Annotated in this window: 16 protein-coding genes, 4 tRNA genes and 1 pseudogene; 9 read left to right on the plus strand and 12 right to left on the minus strand. The window is 51.5% G+C overall.

Annotated elements, in window-relative coordinates; all coding sequences use genetic code 11:
* Positions 1–247: 247 nt before the first annotated feature.
* The 6 genes from EKM97_RS12170 to EKM97_RS10210 all read right to left on the minus strand — a co-directional run bounded on the left by EKM97_RS12170 (position 248) and on the right by EKM97_RS10210 (position 8654).
* Positions 248–1123: a LysM peptidoglycan-binding domain-containing protein gene (locus EKM97_RS12170; RefSeq protein ID WP_164507523.1), complete on the minus strand. Its 876-nt coding sequence runs from the start codon at positions 1121–1123 to the stop codon at positions 248–250.
* A gap of 299 nt (positions 1124–1422) precedes the next feature.
* On the minus strand, positions 1423–2385 hold the full coding sequence (gene manA / locus EKM97_RS10190; protein ID WP_125572306.1) for a mannose-6-phosphate isomerase, class I: 963 nt from the start codon (positions 2383–2385) through the stop codon (positions 1423–1425).
* 71 nt (positions 2386–2456) lie between these two features.
* Positions 2457–3473, minus strand: coding sequence for a serine hydrolase domain-containing protein (locus tag EKM97_RS10195; RefSeq protein ID WP_225419271.1), 1017 nt, complete (start codon positions 3471–3473; stop codon positions 2457–2459).
* Positions 3474–4398: 925 nt separating this feature from the next.
* A complete protein-coding gene (locus EKM97_RS10200; protein ID WP_125572307.1) occupies positions 4399–6276 on the minus strand; it encodes an ABC transporter ATP-binding protein in 1878 nt (625 codons plus the stop codon).
* The gene (locus EKM97_RS10205) at positions 6276–8006 is read right to left on the minus strand and encodes an ABC transporter ATP-binding protein (RefSeq protein ID WP_125572308.1); all 1731 of its coding nucleotides are present in this window, start codon (positions 8004–8006) and stop codon (positions 6276–6278) included. Before EKM97_RS10205 ends, EKM97_RS10200 begins: the two co-directional genes overlap by 1 nt.
* A gap of 12 nt (positions 8007–8018) precedes the next feature.
* Complete coding sequence (locus EKM97_RS10210) at positions 8019–8654, minus strand: TetR/AcrR family transcriptional regulator (protein ID WP_164507524.1); 636 nt, start codon at positions 8652–8654, stop codon at positions 8019–8021.
* Positions 8655–8926: 272 nt separating this feature from the next.
* On the opposite strand from EKM97_RS10210, the gene EKM97_RS10215 reads away from it, so the two are divergent.
* Positions 8927–9259: a hypothetical protein gene (locus EKM97_RS10215; RefSeq protein WP_125572310.1), complete on the plus strand. Its 333-nt coding sequence runs from the start codon at positions 8927–8929 to the stop codon at positions 9257–9259.
* A 116-nt stretch (positions 9260–9375) separates the two neighbouring features.
* Here the strand turns inward: EKM97_RS10215 and EKM97_RS10220 are convergent, their stop codons facing one another.
* The 3 genes from EKM97_RS10220 to EKM97_RS10230 form a co-directional block, all read right to left on the minus strand.
* A complete protein-coding gene (locus EKM97_RS10220) occupies positions 9376–9717 on the minus strand; it encodes a hypothetical protein (RefSeq protein ID WP_125572311.1) in 342 nt (113 codons plus the stop codon).
* Between the two features lie 110 nt (positions 9718–9827).
* Positions 9828–9898: transfer RNA gene (locus EKM97_RS10225), tRNA-Gln, on the minus strand.
* Positions 9899–9994: 96 nt separating this feature from the next.
* Positions 9995–10065: transfer RNA gene (locus EKM97_RS10230), tRNA-Gln, on the minus strand.
* Positions 10066–10244: 179 nt separating this feature from the next.
* On the opposite strand from EKM97_RS10230, the gene EKM97_RS10235 reads away from it, so the two are divergent.
* The 6 genes from EKM97_RS10235 to EKM97_RS10255 all read left to right on the plus strand — a co-directional run bounded on the left by EKM97_RS10235 (position 10245) and on the right by EKM97_RS10255 (position 13218).
* The gene (locus tag EKM97_RS10235; RefSeq protein ID WP_125572312.1) at positions 10245–11675 is read left to right on the plus strand and encodes a C69 family dipeptidase; all 1431 of its coding nucleotides are present in this window, start codon (positions 10245–10247) and stop codon (positions 11673–11675) included.
* Between the two features lie 189 nt (positions 11676–11864).
* Positions 11865–12167, plus strand: coding sequence for a hypothetical protein (locus EKM97_RS10240; protein ID WP_125572313.1), 303 nt, complete (start codon positions 11865–11867; stop codon positions 12165–12167).
* A 56-nt stretch (positions 12168–12223) separates the two neighbouring features.
* Positions 12224–12295, plus strand: a tRNA-Glu gene (locus tag EKM97_RS10245).
* A 291-nt stretch (positions 12296–12586) separates the two neighbouring features.
* Positions 12587–12658 (plus strand) — tRNA-Glu (locus tag EKM97_RS10250).
* 99 nt (positions 12659–12757) lie between these two features.
* Positions 12758–12901 carry a hypothetical protein gene (locus EKM97_RS12000; protein ID WP_164507525.1) on the plus strand — a complete coding sequence of 48 codons (144 nt, stop codon included), beginning with the start codon at positions 12758–12760 and terminating at the stop codon, positions 12899–12901.
* The gene (locus tag EKM97_RS10255) at positions 12901–13218 is read left to right on the plus strand and encodes a hypothetical protein (protein ID WP_125572314.1); all 318 of its coding nucleotides are present in this window, start codon (positions 12901–12903) and stop codon (positions 13216–13218) included. Before EKM97_RS12000 ends, EKM97_RS10255 begins: the two co-directional genes overlap by 1 nt.
* Positions 13219–13285: 67 nt before the next feature.
* Here the strand turns inward: EKM97_RS10255 and EKM97_RS10260 are convergent, their stop codons facing one another.
* Together EKM97_RS10260 and EKM97_RS10265 are read right to left on the minus strand one after the other, a co-directional pair.
* Positions 13286–14626, minus strand: coding sequence for a glucose-6-phosphate isomerase (locus EKM97_RS10260; protein ID WP_125572315.1), 1341 nt, complete (start codon positions 14624–14626; stop codon positions 13286–13288).
* A gap of 271 nt (positions 14627–14897) precedes the next feature.
* A pseudogene (locus tag EKM97_RS10265) lies at positions 14898–15753 on the minus strand (GRP family sugar transporter).
* Between the two features lie 312 nt (positions 15754–16065).
* On the opposite strand from EKM97_RS10265, the gene EKM97_RS10270 reads away from it, so the two are divergent.
* Positions 16066–17115 (plus strand): tagatose 1,6-diphosphate aldolase, encoded by a 1050-nt coding sequence (locus EKM97_RS10270; RefSeq protein ID WP_125572316.1) that lies wholly within the window; start codon positions 16066–16068, stop codon positions 17113–17115.
* Between the two features lie 401 nt (positions 17116–17516).
* Here the strand turns inward: EKM97_RS10270 and EKM97_RS10275 are convergent, their stop codons facing one another.
* Positions 17517–18149: a VanZ family protein gene (locus EKM97_RS10275; protein ID WP_125572317.1), complete on the minus strand. Its 633-nt coding sequence runs from the start codon at positions 18147–18149 to the stop codon at positions 17517–17519.
* A gap of 144 nt (positions 18150–18293) precedes the next feature.
* Between EKM97_RS10275 and EKM97_RS10280 the strand changes: the two genes are divergently transcribed.
* Entirely contained in the window at positions 18294–20516 is a 2223-nt protein-coding gene (locus EKM97_RS10280; RefSeq protein WP_164507526.1) for an LTA synthase family protein, read from the plus strand.
* Positions 20517–20801: the final 285 nt, after the last annotated feature.

The raw sequence follows: 20801 nt of genomic DNA on the forward strand, positions 1-20801 counted from the left end.
GACGCCGATTTTGCGGCAATTCTGCCAGTGAAGGACTCCAACGGAGGCCTGAACGGTCCCCGCCGACGCAGTTCCCGCGGAGCGAAGCCCAAGCGCACTCCTACCGGAGTTGCCGACCCCACCGCCTTGCGGCGTTGTGAAAGCTGCTTAAAGTGCAGGTCGCACCCTTGCGGGCGCGGACTTACGCTGACGGACAACGACAAAAAGGCAGGCCAAAAGTGGCCTGCCTTTTGTGCAGATTCAGATGTTAATTGATCACTTCAACGGTAGCGTAGAGAATACCTGCTGAAGGAATCTGGCTGCTTGGCATTGCGACGTCGAGCTGACGGCTATTGCTTGCAGCGAAGGAACCGGTATCGTTAACCGTCCGGTACCAAACGGTCCCGTTGCTCAAGGTAATCTTGAGCTTCGTGCCCTTAGGGAAGACGGACAAGTTAGCAGCGACACCGCTGTAACCCATGTTGGAGCCGAGAACGGCTGGGTCGTAGAAGGAGAGCTTGAACGTTCCCTTGTTCGTGGTGCTAGAACTAGAGCTTGTCGTCGCACTGGAACTTGTTGCAGTCGAGCTGGACTGAGTTGTCGTTGTCGCCTTCTGCGTTGACGCAGTGGACGTACTTGTTGTTGCCTTTTGCTGGGTAGCGGCAGAGTTCGTGCTTGTCGTTGCCTTCTGCTGCGTGTTGGTTACAGCTTGCGTTGTCGTTGCTGCCTTAGCAACACCGGTCAGCTTAAGGACGTCCCCAACGTAAATCATGTTGGCGTTGCTCAAGTTGTTGTAGCTAATCAAGTTAGCTGCACTCACGCCGGTCTTCGTTGCAATACCGGAAATAGTATCGCCGGAAACAACCGTGTACGTGGTCTTGCTTGCTGTTGTTGTCGTTGTTGTTGCGGTCTTGGTAGTAGCACCGCTAAGCTTCAGCTGCTGGCCGACCATAATCAAGTTTTTATTCTTAATGCCGTTAATGTTGACCAGCTGATCTACCGTCGAGTTCTGTGCAGCGGCGATTTCGGAAAGCGTGTCGCCGGACTTAACGGTGTATGCGGAAGTGGTAGCCGCGCTGACTTGGAAGCCTGTCTGGGCAAAAACTCCTGAAACTGCCAGAGCTGCCGTCAATAACCATGTCAATTGTGCTTTTTTGATAGTGTTCACTCCTATTGGTTTGTCTTTGTATCTGTCAACGCTTATCAGTATAGAGGCTGACCATAACAAGACTAGAGCAGCGAGATGACAAATTTCGCCGATTCTGTGACACTGTTACATTCCTGTAGCACCTTACAATTGTTGCAGAAAATTGACCGTTGTATTGATGTTTACCATTTCTTAAGTCATATTTGTCTATTTTCCAGGACATTTTGTCCATGAATGTCCACGGAATGCACACAAAAGCCGACGCGAATACGCCGGCTTGCTTGTAACATCTTCAATTATTCTTCTGCGCCAGGAGTGGATTCAATAATGTCCATGTCCCCCTGCAGCGTCCAGGCACTGACCTGATTAGGCATCAGGAAGTGTTGCCCCTTCTTCAAATCAAAAGTCTTACCATCGGCAGTGATACTGCCACTACCGTTTAATACGGAGAACAAAGTGTAAGCGGCGTTAGCCTTTTGCACCAGTTCCCCCTTGACCAGCACGTGGTAAACGGAGAAAAACTTGCTCTGCGGCGCCGTGACCAATGTGGTGATGGTGGAATCACCAACGGTTTCGGTCGTGATGTTCAGCTGCGGGTCAACATGCGGCACCGTGGTCACGTCTTCGGACTGCTTAAGGTGCAGTTCGCGCTTGTTGCCGGCATCGTCAGTACGGTCGTAATCGTACAGACGGTAAGTCGTGTCGGAACTCTGCTGTGTTTCTAGCACCATGATGCCGGTCGTCAGCGCGTGAATCGTCCCACTTGGCACATAGAAGAAGTCGCCAGCCTTAACTGGCACCTTCCGGAGCAGCTTGTCCCACTCACCGTTCTCAATCATTGCAGTCAACTCTTCGCGGGTTTGTGCGTGGTGGCCGTAAATCAGGTAAGAGCCGGGTTCCGCGCTGATCACGTACCAGCATTCCGTCTTGCCCAGTTCATGTTCATGCTCAGCGGCATACGCATCGTCAGGGTGCACCTGCACGGACAGACTGTCTTCAGCATCCAGAATTTTGGTGAGCAATGGGAAGACCTTGCTTGATGGGTTGCCAAAATATTCCGGATTATCTGCATAAGCCTGCGCCAGCGTCTTGCCAGCTAGTGGCCCGTTTTCAATGGTTGCGGGGCCGTGCGGGTGCGCGGAAATGGCCCAGCATTCCCCAATTTTACCTTCTGGCAGGTCGTAGCCGAACTGTTCAAGCTGCCGGCCACCCCAGATTTTAGGCTGAAAGTATGGTTTCAAGAAAAAAGGTTCTGTCATAGTATTCACTCCTGCTTCACGTATTTACCGAGGACAATGATACCATATTATCCGCTTACATTTAGTTGGACTTACGCATTTTCGGCAAGTTGGAGATATTGGGGCACGATTTGATCACGTAGGCGTAGGAACTCGGGGTGCACGTATGGGTGTACCCGGTTCGCCAGCACCACCAGTCCCTGCTGCGTGCGGGGATTGAACACCATGAAGGTACCGGTGTACCCCGTGTGGTACAACCAGGCTTCTCCGGAGTGTCCATAGCGCAAATCAAAGCCAATACTACGCCCGCCATTATAGTTGCGCTGTAGTTGCTGCGCCCAGCCGCCCGGCAAAACTGTTTGCGCGCGGACATCACTAAGCACCTGCACATACTTAACCAATCCCGTAAGCGTTGCGAACATACCGGCGGCGGCAGAATGTTCCCGCAAAATCGCAGCTTTCGGGTCGTGCACCAGCCCCTGCCGCAACCCGCCAGTCGCGGTGTAGGTCGTTCCAACACACAGCGTTGCTTCTGGGGTAAACGTGCAGTCACGCGTCAGGCCAAATGGTTCCAGCACCATTTTGGCAATAAGTTCTTGTACCGGCGCGCCGTAAATCTTTTCCAGCGCCCAACCAGTTAACAACAGATTGAAATCCCGATACACCACCTGCTGGCCTTCGTCAGCACCACGATGTAGTTGCGTTGTGAGTGCGCGTTGCAATTCTGGAGCGGATAATTCATCACGGTGCGGGATATAACCTTCTAGTCCAGAAGTATGCGTCATGAGTTCACGAAAAGTAATAGAAGGAACGGAAAAATTAGGCAAATAATCAATTAAGTGATCATCCAAACGCAGCTTGCCTTCATTTAACGCTCGCATGAACAGCGGTGTCGTCCCCACAACTTTAGTCAGCGATGCGAGGTCATAATACAATCCCGCCGTCAGCGGCGTACGTTGTGGCAGCTCCTGCCGGTCACCGATGTACTGAGTGACGACATCGTTGCCGTCTATTAGTGCATAGGATACACCTGGCGTTACACCACTACTGACAAGGTGGTACATCTGTTTATCAATTCCACTATAAATATCCCGCAAATGTTGCTGCATCCTGTTACCTCCATGACTTCTGCCCACTATTCTACACCAAGCCAGCTAACACTGTGCGTCAGCGATAGTGTTTCAGTGACGAAGTCACGCTGGGCCTCTTTGGTGCTTTCATGACGCCGTTAGGCGGTGGGTCGGCAACTCCGGTGGTGGTGCGCTTGGGCTGCGCTCCGGGAACTACGTCGGGCGGGGACCGCTTCAGCCCGCTATCGCGGTCTTCCGCTGGCGGAGTTGCCGCAAGAACGGCGTCAACTCCGCGCTCCCGAGATGATTGTGTGAAGCCACGACGGCAAATACGGCCGTCCTGTCTCCAAACAATCATCTTTTCGCCCGACTCCGTTTCCTGCACTTCGCCCAAGCACACCACCACCTCCGTGGCCGACACGTTACTGAGTGGCACCCCCACAGAGAATGGGCGACGAACTTCCAACACTGTTAAAGGCCGCGATAACGGTCTCAATGTGTGCGGTAAGCAGACATGTTGATTTCTGCGTCGACATTTCCCAGTACTTGTCCATGTGTTTGGTGTTTTCGTCAGGGTGGTCTGAAACTTTCACGACCATAGTCATGTGAATGCACAACGGAACTGGGTCGGATTCGCGGCAGCGGACGGGAAGGGTGTGCGTGCCCACGAAAATGGCAGTGTATGTTTCGCACATGAACTTCGTGCGAAATGTACACCGCCATTTTCGTTAGGAGCGGGATTTTGCCGGTGGGTTTTCGGCAAAATCGCCAGTGGAAGACAGCGCAGCTGGCTGGAACGGTCCCACGCACACCCCTTCCCGGAAGCGTAGCAAATCCGGCCCAGTTCCGACCTTCGGTCTAACCACTATTTTCAATTCCTGCATCCTTGCGGATGAAAATTTCATGACTCACGCTGACGGACAGCAAAAAGCCACCGACCAAAAGTCGGTGGCTCAAAGAAATGCTAAATGGCAACGGAGCCGCTGAACTGTGAGTTGTACAGGTCAGCGTAGAAGCCCTGCTTAGCCATCAAGGTGTCGTGGTTCCCGGTTTCCACAATGGAACCGTGGTTCATCACGATGATGTTGTCCGCGTCGCGAATCGTCGACAGACGGTGCGCAACCACGAAGCTGGTCCGGTTCTGCAGCAAACGTTCCATCGCGTGCTGAATGTGTAATTCAGTCCGTGTATCAACAGAACTCGTCGCTTCATCAAGAATCAAAATTTCCGGATCGGCAACGAACGCCCGGGCAATTGTCAGCAATTGACGCTGGCCCTGACTAATGTTGCTTGCTTCTTCGTTCAGCACGGTATCGTAACCCTTTGGCAGCTGGCGGACAAAGTTGTCCACGTGCGCTGCCTTAGCTGCCGCGAGAATTTTGTCGTCAGTGGCGTCCTCACGACCGTACTTAAGATTGTCCCAAATGGTACCAGTAAACAACCATGTGTCTTGAAGCACCATGGCGAAGTGGCTCCGCAGGTCTGCACGCTGCATTTCCCGCGTATCCACACCGTTCAAACGGATGGCGCCGCCCTTAACGTCGTAGAAACGTTCGAGCAGGTTAATGATGGTGGTCTTACCGGCACCGGTAGGCCCAACAATCGCAACCATCTGTCCTTTTGTCACGTCCAGGTTGTAGTCCTTCATCAGCAGGTCATCCCCACTGCCGTAACCAAACTGCACGTGGTCCAACTGAATCAGCTTGTCGCTATCCTCAATTGCTGGGCGTCCCTCAGCTGTATCTTCCATATCGTCCTCATCGAGCACTTCGAAGACACGCTCCGCAGATGCGATGGTGGACTGAATGGTGTTGGCTAAGTTGGCCAACTGCGAAATTGGCTGACTGAACTGCTGGGTGTACTGCAGGAAGGCCTGCACGTTACCAAGGGTAATGCTCCCGTTAGCAACCTGCACCCCACCGACAACGGCAACGAAGACGTAACCAATGTTGTTGAGGAAAGTCATGAGCGGCATAATCATCCCGGAAACAAACTGCGCCTTCCAAGCTGCCTTGTAGTAACGCTCGTTTTCTTCCTCGAACTTGTTAATTTCGTCTTCTTCACGGTTAAAGCTCTTGATGATGACCTGACCTGCATAGGTTTCTTCAACCTGGTTGTTAATCAGACCAAGCGACTTTTGCTGAGCGGAGAAGAAGCGCTGCGACTTTGGTGCCACGATGCCGACCACAATCAGTGACAGGGGCACGGTGATAACCGCAATCAGCGTCAACTTCCAGGAAATCGAGAGCATCATCCACAGCGTCCCGATGAAGGTCACCGTTGAGGTCACCATCTGGGTCAGGCTCTGCTGGAGGGTGCTGGCGATGTTATCCATATCGTTAACGGCACGGGACATGATGTCCCCGTTGTTATGCGTGTCGTAGTAGTTGATTGGTACCCGCTGCATCTTGTCCTTCATTTCCCGCCGCAGATCGTACACGGTCCGCTGACTAATGCGGGTCATGATGAACTGCTGCAAGAAACTAAAGACGGCAGAAGCGAGGTACATCGCAATGACGATGACCACGATGTGTTCGATTTTGCCAAAATCAATCGGGTACTGGCTCATGTGAATGCCGGCCTTTTGCTGGGCCTGGCCCTTCATCACACCCTTGAAAATTTCAGTAGTTGCCTCACCCAGAATCTTTGGGGTCCGGATCTGGAAAATAACCGAAACGATGGCTAGGATGAGCACTAGTGCCACCCCGAAGAGACGGGACTTCATGTACGCCATCAAGCGATTCGTCGTTTTCCAGAAGTTCTTGGGCTTTTCAACCACGCCACCCATTCGACCGGGGCCATGGCCGCCGCCCACAGGACGACTCTGTTTAGTTTCAGCCATTATGCTTCATCCCCCTCTCGAATTTGTGATTCAACAATTTCACGGTAGGTTTCGTTGTTCTTCTTCAGTTCGGTGTGGGTGCCAAGACCTACCATCTTGCCGTCATCCAGGACAACAATCTGGTCTGCATCCGCAACCGTAGACACACGCTGACCAACAATAACCACGACGCGCTGGCTGATCTTTTCGTCAGCCTTCAGTGCGGCTCGCAGGTTGGCATCGGTCTTGAAGTCCAGTGCGGAGAAGGAATCATCGAAGACGTAAACCGAAGCGTCCTTCACCAGTGCGCGGGCAATCGCGAGACGTTGCCGCTGACCACCGGAGAAGTTACTCCCGCCCTGCTCAACCATGTAGTCGAGGCCTTCAGGATTTTCTTCAATGAAATCACGGGACTGCGCGATGTCGAGCGCGTGCCAGATTTGTTCGTCAGTGGCGTTGTCGTTCCCATAACGCATGTTGTCACGCACCGTACCGGCAAACAAAATCGCTTTTTGCGGCACCATAGCAACGTGTGCGCGCAGGTTATCGAGATCCACGTCGCGCACATCCTTGCCGTTCACACGCACGTGCCCAGATTCAGCATCGTAGAAACGCGGAATCAAGTTAATGAGCGAGGTCTTCCCGGACCCGGTCCCACCGATGACGGCCAAGGTTTGGCCGGCATGCACGTGAAAATCAAGGTCGCGCAGCGCTGGGTTTTCAGCCTGCTGGTAACGGAACACAACGTTGTCAAACTGCAGGTCAGGTGTGGTGCCGTCCAGCGTTTCCGGCTTGTCCGTATCCACAATGGTCGTGGTCTGGTCAAGCACGGCGTTAATCCGGACTGCAGAAGCTTGCGCACGGGGAACAAACACGAAAATCATCCCGAGCATCATGAAGCTCATCAGAATCTGCATGGCGTAGGTCATGAACGCAATCATGTTCCCGGTATCCATAGCTTGCTGGGCGATGAGGTGCCCACCCCACCAGGTAATCCCGATGTTCGTCCCACTCATAATGAGGGTCATCAGTGGCACCATGACCGCCATGATGGAGAAGACCTTCACGGCATTGTTGGTGTAATCCTTGTTGACGCCATCAAAGCGGTCCTGTTCAAACTGGTCCTGACGGAACGCGCGGATAACCCGCACCCCTGTCAAACCTTCACGGAAGACCAAGTTAATGTTATCGGTCTTTTGCTGCATCGCCTTGAACAGCGGTACGGCGAAAATCATGACGGCGGCCATCACCACAATCATGATCGGAATAACAATCAGGAAAATCATGGTCAACGTGTGGTTCTTTTGGTAAGCCAGGAAACTGGCCCCGATGAGCATGATTGGCGCCATAATCATCATCCGCAGGAACATCATGACCACGTTCTGAATTTGCACAACGTCGTTCGTCGTACGGGTAATCAGACTACTGGTTCCGACTTTATCCATTTCATCGTGGGAATAATTAATGACCTTCCGGAAAATATCCTTACGCAAGTTAGAACCTAGACGCTGGGATACCCGGGCCGCGAGGTAAACGTTCGCGACGGACGCAATGACACTGAGCAGCGCGAAGGCCGCCATTTTGGCTCCGACGCGCCAGATGTGATTGATGTCCCCGGTTGCGACACCGTTGTTCACGATGTCACTGGTCAGATTAGGCAGGTATAAACTACTAACAACCTGCACAATCATGAAAAAGACCGAGCCGAAAACTGCCCAGATGGACATTCGGCCCTTAGCAACTTTAAGCATGGCTGCCTCCTATTATTTTGCGACGCCTTGTTCGAGCCAGTCGAGGCACTTGTTCACCGAATCGTGAATCTCGGCAATCTCAACCTCGCGGCCAGCGCGAATGGCGTTATAGTAGTGCGTGATGGACTGCATGAGAATGCCCATGGCGGTGCGCATCAATAAGTACAAATCCTGTTCGCTATCAATCTTGAGCGCGGTGAAGTCCACCCGCGACATCAATTGCTGGCGCATGCGCACGTGTTTATCGTGCTGGTCCTTCTCCCCACCAAACACGGTGTGGGAGGCAGACCGAAAGTCCATGTAGACGAAGATATTCTGAAACAGCTTGCCATGTTCCCCATCGAGAATCGAATCAATGACGTAGTTGAAGAACTTGCGAATGCTGAGCATCAGCTGACCGTCGTTTTCTTCAATAATAGATTCCATGCGTGCACCCATGGTGTTCCCAAGTTGCTCAAGCATGTAGAAGAAAATATCCTGTTTATCTTCAAAATATTGGTAGAAGGATCCACGCGGAATCCCCGCAGTCTGAATGATATTGGATACCGATGCTTTGGCAAACGGTGCCCGGGTAAATTCCTGGACCGCGGCATCCATTAAGCGCTGCCGTTTTTCATCCGGCAAACGGAAGAATGTTGGTTTAGGCATAACTGCTCCTTTCAACTCATGATTCATGACAAAGTGTCATGTGACAACTTGTCATTATACTAGCATGTCATGAAAACACAAGTGTTTTCACAGCAAAAAGATGGAAGCCGGCACCTTCCCCGTCGTGACAAGTCTGATGACACCCGCTTTGCGTAATTTGCAGGCAGTGCCGTTAATCTGCGCCGGAAATACCCTGACTTCAAGCAAAACAGTGTCCCCAGCCCGCGCTTTAGTGCTATGATGAAAACAACTAATTAGCGGAGGTGCTGGCCATGTCAACTACCAGCCTAGTCATTAACATCCTGGATTACCTGCGGGCCCACCCAGACAGTTACACCATTGGGGAACGCCTTTATCGCAACGAGGTGACGTTGCTCATCAGCCATAACATCATCTTCCCTGGTGGTCGCGACATTTTTCCCACCAGCCGGCTGCACGCGGTGCGCCTAAACCGGGAGGAGATGCTCAGCGATGACAATCTGGTCAACTGGCTTGCCCACAAAATCGACAAGGACAACCCGAACGTCGACCCCCGGGAGATTTGGCTCACCGGCGGCCACGTGCACGGGATGAACACCTGGATTATGCAGATTTCTTTTGAATAATAGCACACAGCCGCACGTCAGGATTGTCTCCTGACGTGCGGCCTTTTTGTGTGTTCGACACTAGCGGACTGTCCGCGCGCCCCGATAGATTGCTCGGCCAATCCAGAGAACGGGTGCTAACAAAAGGAGCACGATACTAAACAGCAACTTGAGCGCGAGCCGGATACCACTATAGCAGGCAAATCTTCATCAAAAACTATGGCTGCAAAACCCGCGCCAAAATTCAAATAATCCTGATACAAACGCGAATTCGCATGCACATGTTCACGCGCACGCTTCTGCTCTACGCCGGGTATCCGCTGCTTTGCCCACTGCCACAGTGATCCCGCAAGCATAAAACTAAGCAAGAAATAAGCGTCCGCGGGCTGCAAGCGCCAATTGATTCCGCCGAAGCGCTGCAAATGACTGAACAACAAGAGCACAAGCAAACTGGGTATTAATCCTAAACGCTGGCGCATCCGCGAACGCCTCCTTATTTCCGGTAGTTGGCATCAGTATACGCGTAATTGGACCAGCTGACGCTGCAAAAAGTGCAAAAAAAAGACGCGCTAACAGCACGTCTTCGTGATTGGGTATCTAGGGATCGAACCTAGGATTATGGATTCAGAGTCCACTGCGTTACCACTTCGCTAATACCCAATAAGGTTTTCTTATTCAACAGAACAAGAGATATTATATTGAATGCTTGTTTACTTGTCAAGAAGTATAATCACAATTACTTATCGTGCCAAGTAATTGGGTATCTAGGGATCGAACCTAGGATTATGGATTCAGAGTCCACTGCGTTACCACTTCGCTAATACCCAATAAATTTCAATTCCTTAATCAGGAACGAGTAATACTATACCGGCTTTTCGGGATATTGTCAACAAATGCCACCAGAATAATTCGGACTTTTTGCCGCACGGTAATTTAACGTAATGATTAGCCTTTTGCGCCCATGCGGCGTAGAATTTAAGTATATTAAGGAAAAGAGGGTTCTCAGATGAATTACGAATCTGCCTGCACGTCGATTTTGGTTGGGAAAAAGGCGAGCCTGTACGGCACAACACTCATCGCGCGTAACGATGACACGTTCCTGCCGCTCACCCCACAGCGCTTCTACATGCACCCTGCATGGAAGGGCGAAAAGGGTTTGCACGTTAAGTCCCCGCTGAACAAGTTTGAGGCTGACTTGCCGGAAAACGGCTACCGCTACGGTGCCGTGCCGAACGTCGACCGCGACCACCTCGGTGATTACGAGGAAAGCGGCATTAACGAAAAGAACGTCGCCATGAGCGCGACCGAGAGTACCTACGGGAACGAACGGACACTCGCCATCGACCCACTCGTCGTGGATGGCCTGGATGAAGACCTGATTGTCAACATGACACTCCCCTTCATCGAGTCCGCACGGCACGGGGTTGAATACCTGGGTCAGCTGATTAAACAGTATGGCTCTCCTGCTGGTAACTCCGTCCTGTTCTCCGATAAGGACAGCGTTTGGTACATGGAAATCGTCACTGGTCACCACTGGGTTGCCCAGCGCATTCCTGACGATGCCTACGCAGTTGCTGCCAACCAAGTTGCCATTCAGCAGGTTGATTTTGAAGACACGGATAATTTTGCTTGGAGCGAAGGCATCCGCGAATTCGTCGATGACAACAAGCTCAACCCAGACAAAACGGGCTGGAACTTCCGCCACATCTTCGGCACAATGAATGAAAAGGACCGCCACTACAACACCCCGCGTGTTTGGTACGCGCACCACATTCTGAACCCTGAAGTACCAGAAGAACCTGAATCTGCAGAACTGCCATTCATCATGCACACCGATCACCTCATTAGTGTTGAGGATATCGCGCAGATTCTCGGCAGTCACTACAACGAAACGCGCTTTGACCCAATGGGCCACGGCGACGAAAAGGACCGTCTGCGTTACCGGCCGATTGGCTTGAACCGGACCCAGAACAGCCACGTCCTGCAGGTGCGTGACAATGTTCCTGAAGGTCTTGAAGGCATCATGTGGCTGAACCTCGGCTACCCAGCCTTCAGTCCCTACGTGCCATTCTACAGCAACGCCACGGATACGGACCCAAGCTACAGCGAGACCCCACTGAAGATGGACATCGACAGCAAGTCCGCTTACTGGATGTTCCGCATGCAGTCCATGCTCACGGAAAGTCACTACGCTAAGTTCATCCAAAACAACCGTGACTACCTGACTGCCCTGTACCGCGACTACCACGCCTTCGTTGCCGAAACCGACAAGGAAGCGGCTGAACTGAGTGGGAAGGAACAGACCAAGTTCCTGACGGAAGCCAACTACAAGATTGTGGCTCACACCACCGCCGCTACCAAGCAGCAGATTAACAACATGGTCATGGAAGGCATCAACCTTTCGCAACTGACCTTTGACATGGATAAGAACCTGTAATTTTGATTTTCATCCGCAAAACCACCGGCAGTTCGGTCAATCGAATAGCCGGTGGTTTTTTAATGGCAAGTAATTGGACTCTTAGCCAAAAGATTATCGGGCCAAAGTCGCATGCTGAACTGAATGGTCCGCGCGTATAATAAAGACAAGTTTAATTCAGTATCAATTCACTTATTAAGGAGTATACCCATGGTAATTATCGCCATTCTACTAGACATCGTTGCCGCTGCCGCATACGTCGTGCAAGCACAAAGCATGACGGCTGCCTTCTTCACCCTCGGCGTGGTGCTCCAAATCGTCATCAGTCTCATTTTGCTCATCATGATGGTCCGTTACCAGGGACGCCGGCGGGCGCGCTACTGGACCGGGACCTACCATCCCTTCACCTTTGGCTTTGGGATTATCACCCTCTCCTTCGTGGTGAACGCCCTGATGGCGGTCCTGTACGTCTTTAATCTGCTCAATATCAACAACATCGTATTCAGCCATTAAAAATCGATTGACACGTTCAGTAATCAATGTATAATTAACCTACGTTGATTATTTATTGCCCATTGGTCAAGGGGTTAAGACGTCGCGTTCTCAGCGCGAAAACATGGGTTCGAATCCCATATGGGTGATCACAGTGAGCGTGGCCCACAATGCGTTCAGCTCTTGAGCACTAATGAAACACCCCCATCATTCCCGAATTTAGGAATGATGGGGGTGTTTTGTTAGGCGGAGAGAGTTGCATTGTGGGTCACGTTCGTAGACCGACTCCTCCCCTTATTAAGATCGGTCAGGAGTCGGCTGACATTCCCACTACCCGTTCAGCCAATACACAAACATCCACAACCACGTTGCGTTGCCTTCATTCCGGTTGACAAACCCACCAAAAATCCTGTAAGATACTATCTGTACTTGAACGACATTGCCCGTTGGTCAAGGGGTTAAGACGTCGCGTTCTCAGCGCGAAAACATGGGTTCGAATCCCATACGGGTGATACCAACCGCTAAGCTTTGGCTTAGCGGTTTTTTTGTCCCTTTTTGGCACGACCACGTCGATGCGGTACAATGTAGAAAACGTCCATGAAGGAGCTTACATGATGTCAAAGAAGAAGCAAAATGAACGCCGCATCACGATTCTCGGTATTATCACCACCAGTGTTTCCGGCGCCGCCCTCCTGGCCAGTGCCGTTGGCCTCGCAAGTGGTATTCTCACCATTATTCAGGGTCAGCGCAAGTAATGTTGCGCATTATCCTCCTGCTGGTCACCGCCCTTTACGCGGTATACAGTCTCATTGATGCCGCTGCGGCGCTCAAACAGCATTTTACGAAAACGGCACTACTCACGCTGATTGCGAGTGTGTGCCTATTGTTTGCCCCCCTAATCCGCGAAACCGTGACGGCGACCAGTAGCGTCACCCTTGCGCTCGTGATTATCGCTAGTTGTCAGCTCTACGCTTACCTGCGTAATCCAGAGCAGCAGCACCTCTGGCCCCAGCTTTTGCGCTTGCTACTGACGCTCGCCATCGCCGCTGGGTTCCACTTTCTGCGCCATTAAAAAAACACCACCCAAAATTAATTGGGCGGTGTTTTTTTGTGCAACACAGAACTGCTAGCGGGCGGTATTACAGGCGCGCGTTGAGTTCTTCGGTCTTTTCTTCGTAACCAGGACGGCCAAGAAGTGCAAACATGTTGGACTTGTATTCTTCAACACCAGGCTGGTTGAATGGGTTGATCCCGTTCAGGTAGCCAGATACGGCAACAGCTGCTTCGAAGAAGTAGATCATGTAGCCAAGGGTGTAAGCGTCCTGCTTAGGGATGGAAACGGTCATAACTGGCACGCCACCATCAGTGTGGGCGAGAACAACACCTTCGTAAGCCTTACGGTTAACGTCAGCCATGGTCTTGCCTTCGAGGTAACCCAAGCCATCGAGGTTCTTAGCATCGCTAGGAATCTTCACATCGCGGTTTGGCTGTTCAACCCAAACAACGGTTTCCATGAGGTTACGACGGCCTTCCTGAATGTACTGGCCAAGACTGTGCAGGTCGGTACTGAAGTTAGCAGATGATGGGTAGATACCCTTCTGATCCTTACCTTCAGATTCACCCATGAGCTGCTTCCACCATTCGCCAAAGTACTGGAGTGTTGGTTCGTAGTTTTCAAGCAATTCAGTCGTGTAACCCTTGCGGTAAAGAATGTTCCGCAGTGCGGCGTACTGGTAGGCTTCGTTCTTTTCAAGGTCGTCAGAACTGTATTCCTTGCGACCATCGGCAGCACCCTGCATCAGAGCGTCGATGTCGAGACCGGCAACGGCGATTGGCAGCAGGCCAACAGCGGAGAGAACGGAGAAACGGCCACCCAAGTCATCAGGAACAACGAATTCCTGGTAACCTTCGGCGTCAGCTTCAACCTTCAGTGCACCCTTCGCACGGTCGGTGGTAGCGAAGATGCGCTTAGCAGCTTCTTCCTTACCGTACTTGTCGATGAGCTTAGCCTTCAGTACGCGGAACGCGATGGAAGGTTCGGTTGTGGTACCGGACTTACTGATGCAGTTGATGGAGAAGTCGCGGTCGCCGATGATGTCAAGCAGGTCTGCAAGGTAAGAACTGCTGATGGAGTTACCAGCGAAGTATACTTCTGGCATCTTGCGGGATGGGTCCGCATTGCGGAAGGTGTGGCTAAGGAAGTCGATTGCCGCACGGGCACCGAGGTAAGAACCACCAATACCAATCGCAACAAAGACTTCAGAGTTGTCCTGAATCTGCTTTGCAGCGGCCTTGATGCGGGCGAATTCGTCCTTGTCGTAATTTACAGGCAGGTCGAGGAAGCCACGGAAGTCGTTACCGGCACCGGTGCCTTCGCGCAGTTCCTTGTCAGCAGCTGTGACAAGAGCCTGCATCTGCGCAAGTTCGTTTGGGTGGACAAACTTGCCCAACTTAGATGAATCAAAAGAAATGTGAGCCATTATTGGTTCCTCCTATTTTTCACTAAAACCATTATTAACTCTAGACGCTAATCCCCTAAATTGCAAGAAAACAGCAGTAAAAATGAACAAAATTCTTTGTAAAAAGAAAGCGCCGTCGCGCATGGATTGTAATGACAACTGTTTTTTCTACCTATTAAAGTACCGTTTTCCCCGCAGCACGCGTTTTGTCTCGTCTTTTGCAAAGCGCAAGTAAAAAGGACGGCGCCTGCAGGCGCCGTCCTTTCATGATAGTCAGATTAAGATTGGGTGGTTAGGCCTTCATAATCCCGAGAATCACCCCACCGGCGATAACCAGCAGACTGCCGACGGTGACGTAGACCATTTCCTTTTTCGTCTTGTGTTCGCCGAGGAAGAAAATGCTCCCGAAGGTGGAGATGACAATCCCCATCTGGGACATGGAGAACGCAACCGCCAAGCCGATGTCCTTAGTGGCCATCAGCATGAACACGTTACCGGTACCCCAGAAGAGCCCGGTCAGCACGTTCTTGGCAGTTGCCTTGCTGATTGGGTTGGCCTTGGCAGCAAAGAGCAGTGCCCCGATAACCATCCCAATACTCTGTGGCAACACAACGGCCGTTGCGTCCAGGTTGCTGGCGGTGTACACAATCGTGTAACCTGCGTAACCAATAGTGGAGATGATCAGTGCCTGCATCCCCTTGCTCATTGCACTAGCGCCTTCCTTTGCCTGCTTCTTTTCACGCAGACTGGTAAAGGTCGCACCAGCGATCAGCACAACCATGGCGATAAGGCCAAGGGTGATGTCGTGGCCGTTCTTCCATTCGTGGAAGAGCAGCGCGCCGGCCAGTGTGTTCGCCACCAACTGCAAGCCAGTGGACATTGGTACGGCCATGGACACCCCAATGGACTTCATCGCGCTAAACTGTTGCGACTGGCCCAGGGCCCAGAACAAACCGGAGATAATCCCGAACAGCCAAGTCTTCCCATCAATGTTGGGCTGAACAAAAATCCACGTCCCAATCCCGAATACCAGGGCACCCAGCGTCATCCCGAGGGTTTGCTGCTGCGCATTGCCCCCCTAACTTACCACTAACTAGCCCGATTGATCCCCACGCGAGGGCAGGAATCAGTGCAATCAAAATAGCCATTAACTAAATCCTCTTTCTTGTGATTTGCAAATTCAAAGTTGAATCGCTGTCAAAATACGTAAAAGTGCATTTCAGCAACTGATAAAACATTCTAACGGAAACTTTGAAAGCGTGCAAGCGTTTGTGAGACCACTGCCACAATTTTGTGAAAGAATCTCTGAAAGCATTTACGCATCGCCTATTTAAGTGAAAAAGCGTTTTTCCAATTAAAGTCCGGAAATGTTTATTTTTGTTTACCCTTGATTAAATCGGTTACATTTTGTACAATGACCTTGTTAAATTAATGGCTAATATCTCTGGAGGGATACACACATGGCAAAAAAAGTCATCACACGTGGTAAATTCGACAAGTTGCAGCAGCTGTCTAACGACAAGGGCGTTATCGCCGCTCTCGCTATTGACCAGCGCGGTTCAATGAAGAAGATGATGAAGGCTGCCGACGACAAGGCTGGCGCTGAATACAGTCTCGATCAGATCTACAAGTTCAAGGAACTCGTTTCCAAGGAACTGACCAAGTACGCATCCTCCATCCTTACCGATGAAGAACTCGGCTTCAAGGCTATGACAGCCAAGGACCCTAACTCTGGTCTGATTCTCTCCTACGAAAAGACCGGCTACGATGTTACAACAATCGGCCGCTACCCAGAACTCCTGCACGAGGAATCCATCGAACGCCTCGCTGCTAAGGGTGCTGACGCCGTTAAGGTTCTTGTATACTACAACCCACACGACAAGGAAGAAATCAACAACATTAAGCACGCATTCGTAGAACGTCTGGCTAACGAAAGCCGTGGCGCTGACATGCCATTCTTCCTTGAAATCGTGACCTACGATGACGCTATTCCTGATGCTAAGAGCTTTGAATACGCTAAGGAAAAGCCAAGTCTTGTCCTTGACGCCATGAAGGAATTCACCAAGGCTAAGTACGGCGTTGACGTTATCAAGGCTGAAATCCCTGTTAACTGGTCCTTCGTTGAAGGTCACACTGCTGAAGGCGTTAAGCCAGCTTACACCGAAGCAGAAGCTGCTGACATCTTCAAGCAGGTTAACGACGCTGTTGACCGTCCATTCATCTACCTTTCTGCTGGTGTTCCTGCAGAAACCTTCCGTGAAGAACTCATCTTCGCCGGCAAGTCTGGCAACAAGTTCAACGGTATCCTTTGTGGCCGTGCAACTTGGAAGGATGGGATTCAGGTCTTCGCTGATGGCGGTGAAGATGCCCTCACCAAGTGGCTTGAAACTACTGGTAAGGAGAACGTTGAAGAACTCAACAGCATCCTTAACACCTACGCTAAGCCTTGGTACGAATGGTACGGCGGCCTCGACAACATCGAAGTTGTTGACTCCGTGGTTACCCGCTAATCTAAGCTTACTTGCAAAAGCTCTGCACAGTGATGTGCGGAGCTTTTTTGTAATCTCAGAGGCGTGAGAGGATGCGACATGGCTCCGTGATTGGCAAGCGAGCTGGTGGGGACCGTTCGCGCCCGCTGGTCGCTCACTGGAGAGTTTGCCGCAACCCCGGCGTCAAACTCCCGCTCCCGCGAAAATAAAGGGGTATCCGGAAGAACACCGGATACCCCTTTATTTTCTTTGCACCAGCTCGCTTGCCAATCACTACACCCTGTCGCATCCTCTCACGCCGAGCACTCACCCATTTTCGTTACACAAACAAAACGCCATGCAGCGCAGGTCAGTTAGTCGTTGACACAAACACGCGCGTATAAAAATAGCCGCAACCTGTCGGCGCGACTACTCTCCTAATTTCAATTTTTCGCTTTGCGGAACATTTTGCTAATCCCTACTCCTAATGCGTACACCAGGTAGCCGCAGACAACGCCAATGGTGTTGAAAATCCAGTCGTCAATGTCCGAAACGCCGGTGATCAGAAAGAACTGCATTGTTTCAATGGCTAGCGACAGCAAACTCCCAAAGACAATGGTGCGCCAGGCTTTATGCTTGCAGCGCATGGTCAGTGGCGCCAGCAGGCCGAACGGCGCGAACCAACCAATGTTACCGAGCGACTGGTAATAGAAGTCAAACATCGTCGCCCCCTGCCGCAGCTTGAGCGTTTCTACTAGCGGCGTCGTGTTAATGACACTCAGCGGCCGGTCAAAGTGCAAGACGAGCTGCCAGGGATAATAGTAGGTGCCGCGGAAGACGGTCAAAAACAGGAGAAGCAGAACATAAGTGACAAAAGTGCCCAGTAGCAATTCCCGCCCCACCGTGGTTTTGTGTCCGCGCAACTTCAGGTAGGCGAAACGGAGGACCGCAAACACTAATAAGTACAAAATGGTTTTATCAAGGCTGAGCACAACCAAACGAATCAAGGGAAAATGATTGATGTGGTCGGCTAGCCGTGTGTGCAAATAAGTGTAAAGTGGCCCTAGAAATATCATTCGCTACGTCCTCCGCTATTATTGTAGCATTTGTGCACCAATTCTCGGGATTGCTTAGCAAATATTTACGTCTCTGCTTCCAAGTTGCCGTCACGCTTTTGCTGGTAGTAGAATGAGAGGATATAGGGAAAGGAGGCCACCTTTTTGGCCCACAAATTAAACGACGTATTCAAGGGACGCATTCGGTTCATCGGCATCCTCCTCTTACTCATCTGGGTAAAGACAATCTACGCCTACCTATTTAGCTTCAATCTCGACCCTGAAAATATTCTTCAATACATTCTGATGTTCATCAACCCGCTCGGGACGAGCCTCGTTCTCCTCTCAATCGCCATGTACATCCGCAAAACGCGCCGCGCTTACATTGTGGCCGGCGTCATTTACATTCTCTTAAACGTGCTCCTCATTGCGAACGTTCTCTACTATCGGGAGTTCACTGATTTCATGACCATTACCACGGTCATGGGCGTCTCCAAAGTCTCCCAGGGGCTCGGTGCCAGCAGTCTCAACATGTTGCAGCCGCGCGACCTCTTCTTGGCTATCGACTTCATTGTCGTCATCGCGCTCTACTTGGTGACCGGCGTGCGCAATCTCGTGCGTTTCTTGAACAAGCAGCCGCTCAAGTGGCCACACCCGAATTTTGCCGGTGATCAAGACACCATCAAGAACCACTTGCCCGGCGCCACCACGGTGCTTGGAATTACGCTCTTCATGCTGACGATGGCGGTTAGTGAGCTCAACCGGCCGCAACTGCTCACCCGGACCTTCGATCGCACCTACATCGTGAAGTATCTGGGTCTGGCCCCCTTCACCGTGTACGACGGCTTCAAGACGGCGCAGACCAGCCAGGTGCGCGCACAGGCCAACAGTAGCGATATGGACAAGGTGCTCGACTACACCCGCAGCAACTACGCGAAGCCGGACATGGACTATTATGGAACCGCGAAGGGCAAGAACGTCATCGTCATTCACCTGGAGAGTTTCCAGCAATTTCTGATTGGCAAAAAAATTGACGGCCGCGAAGTCACACCTTTCCTCAACTCGCTGGTAAAGAACAAAAATAGTCTGAGTTTTGATAACTTCTTTAACGAAGTCGGCCTCGGCCGCACCAGTGACGCTGAAAACATGCTGGAAACTAGCACCTATGGAATTTCCAGCGGCTCCCTCTTTAGCAGTCTAGGCACGGACAACACCTTCCAGGGCGCGCCGGCCATCCTCCAACAACGCGCCGGCTACACTAGTGCCGTGCTGCACGGCGGAAGTGGCGACTTCTGGAATCGGAACAACGCCTACAAGAGTTTGGGTTACAATTACTTCTTCTCCGAAAACTACTTTGACCACGATACCGACCAGGACACTGAGTTCGGCATCAAGGATAAGCTGATGTTTGCGGAAAGCCCGAAGTACCTCGAGCACCTGCAGCAACCCTTCTACAGTAAAATTATTACGACCAGTAACCACTTCCCGTTCACCATTGACGATACGGATAGTGATTTTCCGGATGCAGGTACGAGTGACGTTACCATCAACAATTATTTCAAAACCGCAAACTACCTCGACGCCTCCCTGCGCGAATTCTTTGCTTACCTCAAGAAGAGCGGCTTGGCCAAGAACACCTTGGTCATGATTTACGGCGACCATTACGGCATTAGCGATGACCGCAACAAAACGCTTGCGCCCCTCCTAGGTAAAAAGGCTAAGGACTGGACGAGTTTTGACGATATGCAACTCCAGCGCGTCCCGCTGATTTTCTACTCACCCGGTCTTAAGGGGGGCATTAACCACACTTACGGCGGTGAAATCGACGTGCTGCCAACCCTCATGCACCTGCTTGGCATTAGCACCAAACGCTACGTCCAGTTTGGGACCGACTTACTGAGTCCACAACATGAGCAACTCGTCGCCTTCCGCACCCGGAACTTCATCACCCCAGACTACAGTTATATCGGCGGGAAGTACTTCCTGAACGCTACCGGTCAGCGCATCACGCCGGATCTAGAAACTAAGCAGGTATTGAAGGCAGACAAGCAAAAGGTCGATGAAAGTCTGAAACTTTCCGATTTACTTGCGACCAAGAACCTCCTGCGCTTCTACACGCCGACCGGCTTTACACCGGTCAACACGGCGCAGTATGACTACACCGACAGCCTGCGCAGAATGCTGAAGGTCGAAAAACAGGCCGGTTACAGCAGCACGAGCTTATACTCTAAGCGCAAAGACAAGACCAGCACGGTCTTGTACAAATCTGATGCGCCGGAGCTAAAAGACAACGAATCCATCATTACAAAATACCCTGCGACCGCGGACAAGAAGAGCAAGCCCGACAGTAGCGATACGGACAACAGTTCCGATTCCAGCAGTAACTAAAGAAACGGCCTACCTTCCCCGGTAGGCCGTTTTGCTGTCCGTCAGCGTAAAGGTTGAAACTTTCAATTAAATCATCCGCAAGGATGAAAATAGTGGTTAGACCGAAGGTCGGAACTGGGCCGGATTAGCTACGCTCCCGGGAAGGGTGTGCATGGGACCGTTCCAGCCAGCTTCGCTGTCTTCCACTGGCGATTTTGCCGCAAACCCACCGGCAAAATCCCGCTCCTAACGAAAATGGCGGTGTACATTTCGCACGAAGTTCATGTGCGAAACATACACTGCCAT

The sequence above is a fragment of the Lacticaseibacillus songhuajiangensis genome (assembly GCF_003946025.1).
Taxonomy (GTDB): Bacteria; Bacillota; Bacilli; order Lactobacillales; family Lactobacillaceae; genus Lacticaseibacillus; species Lacticaseibacillus songhuajiangensis.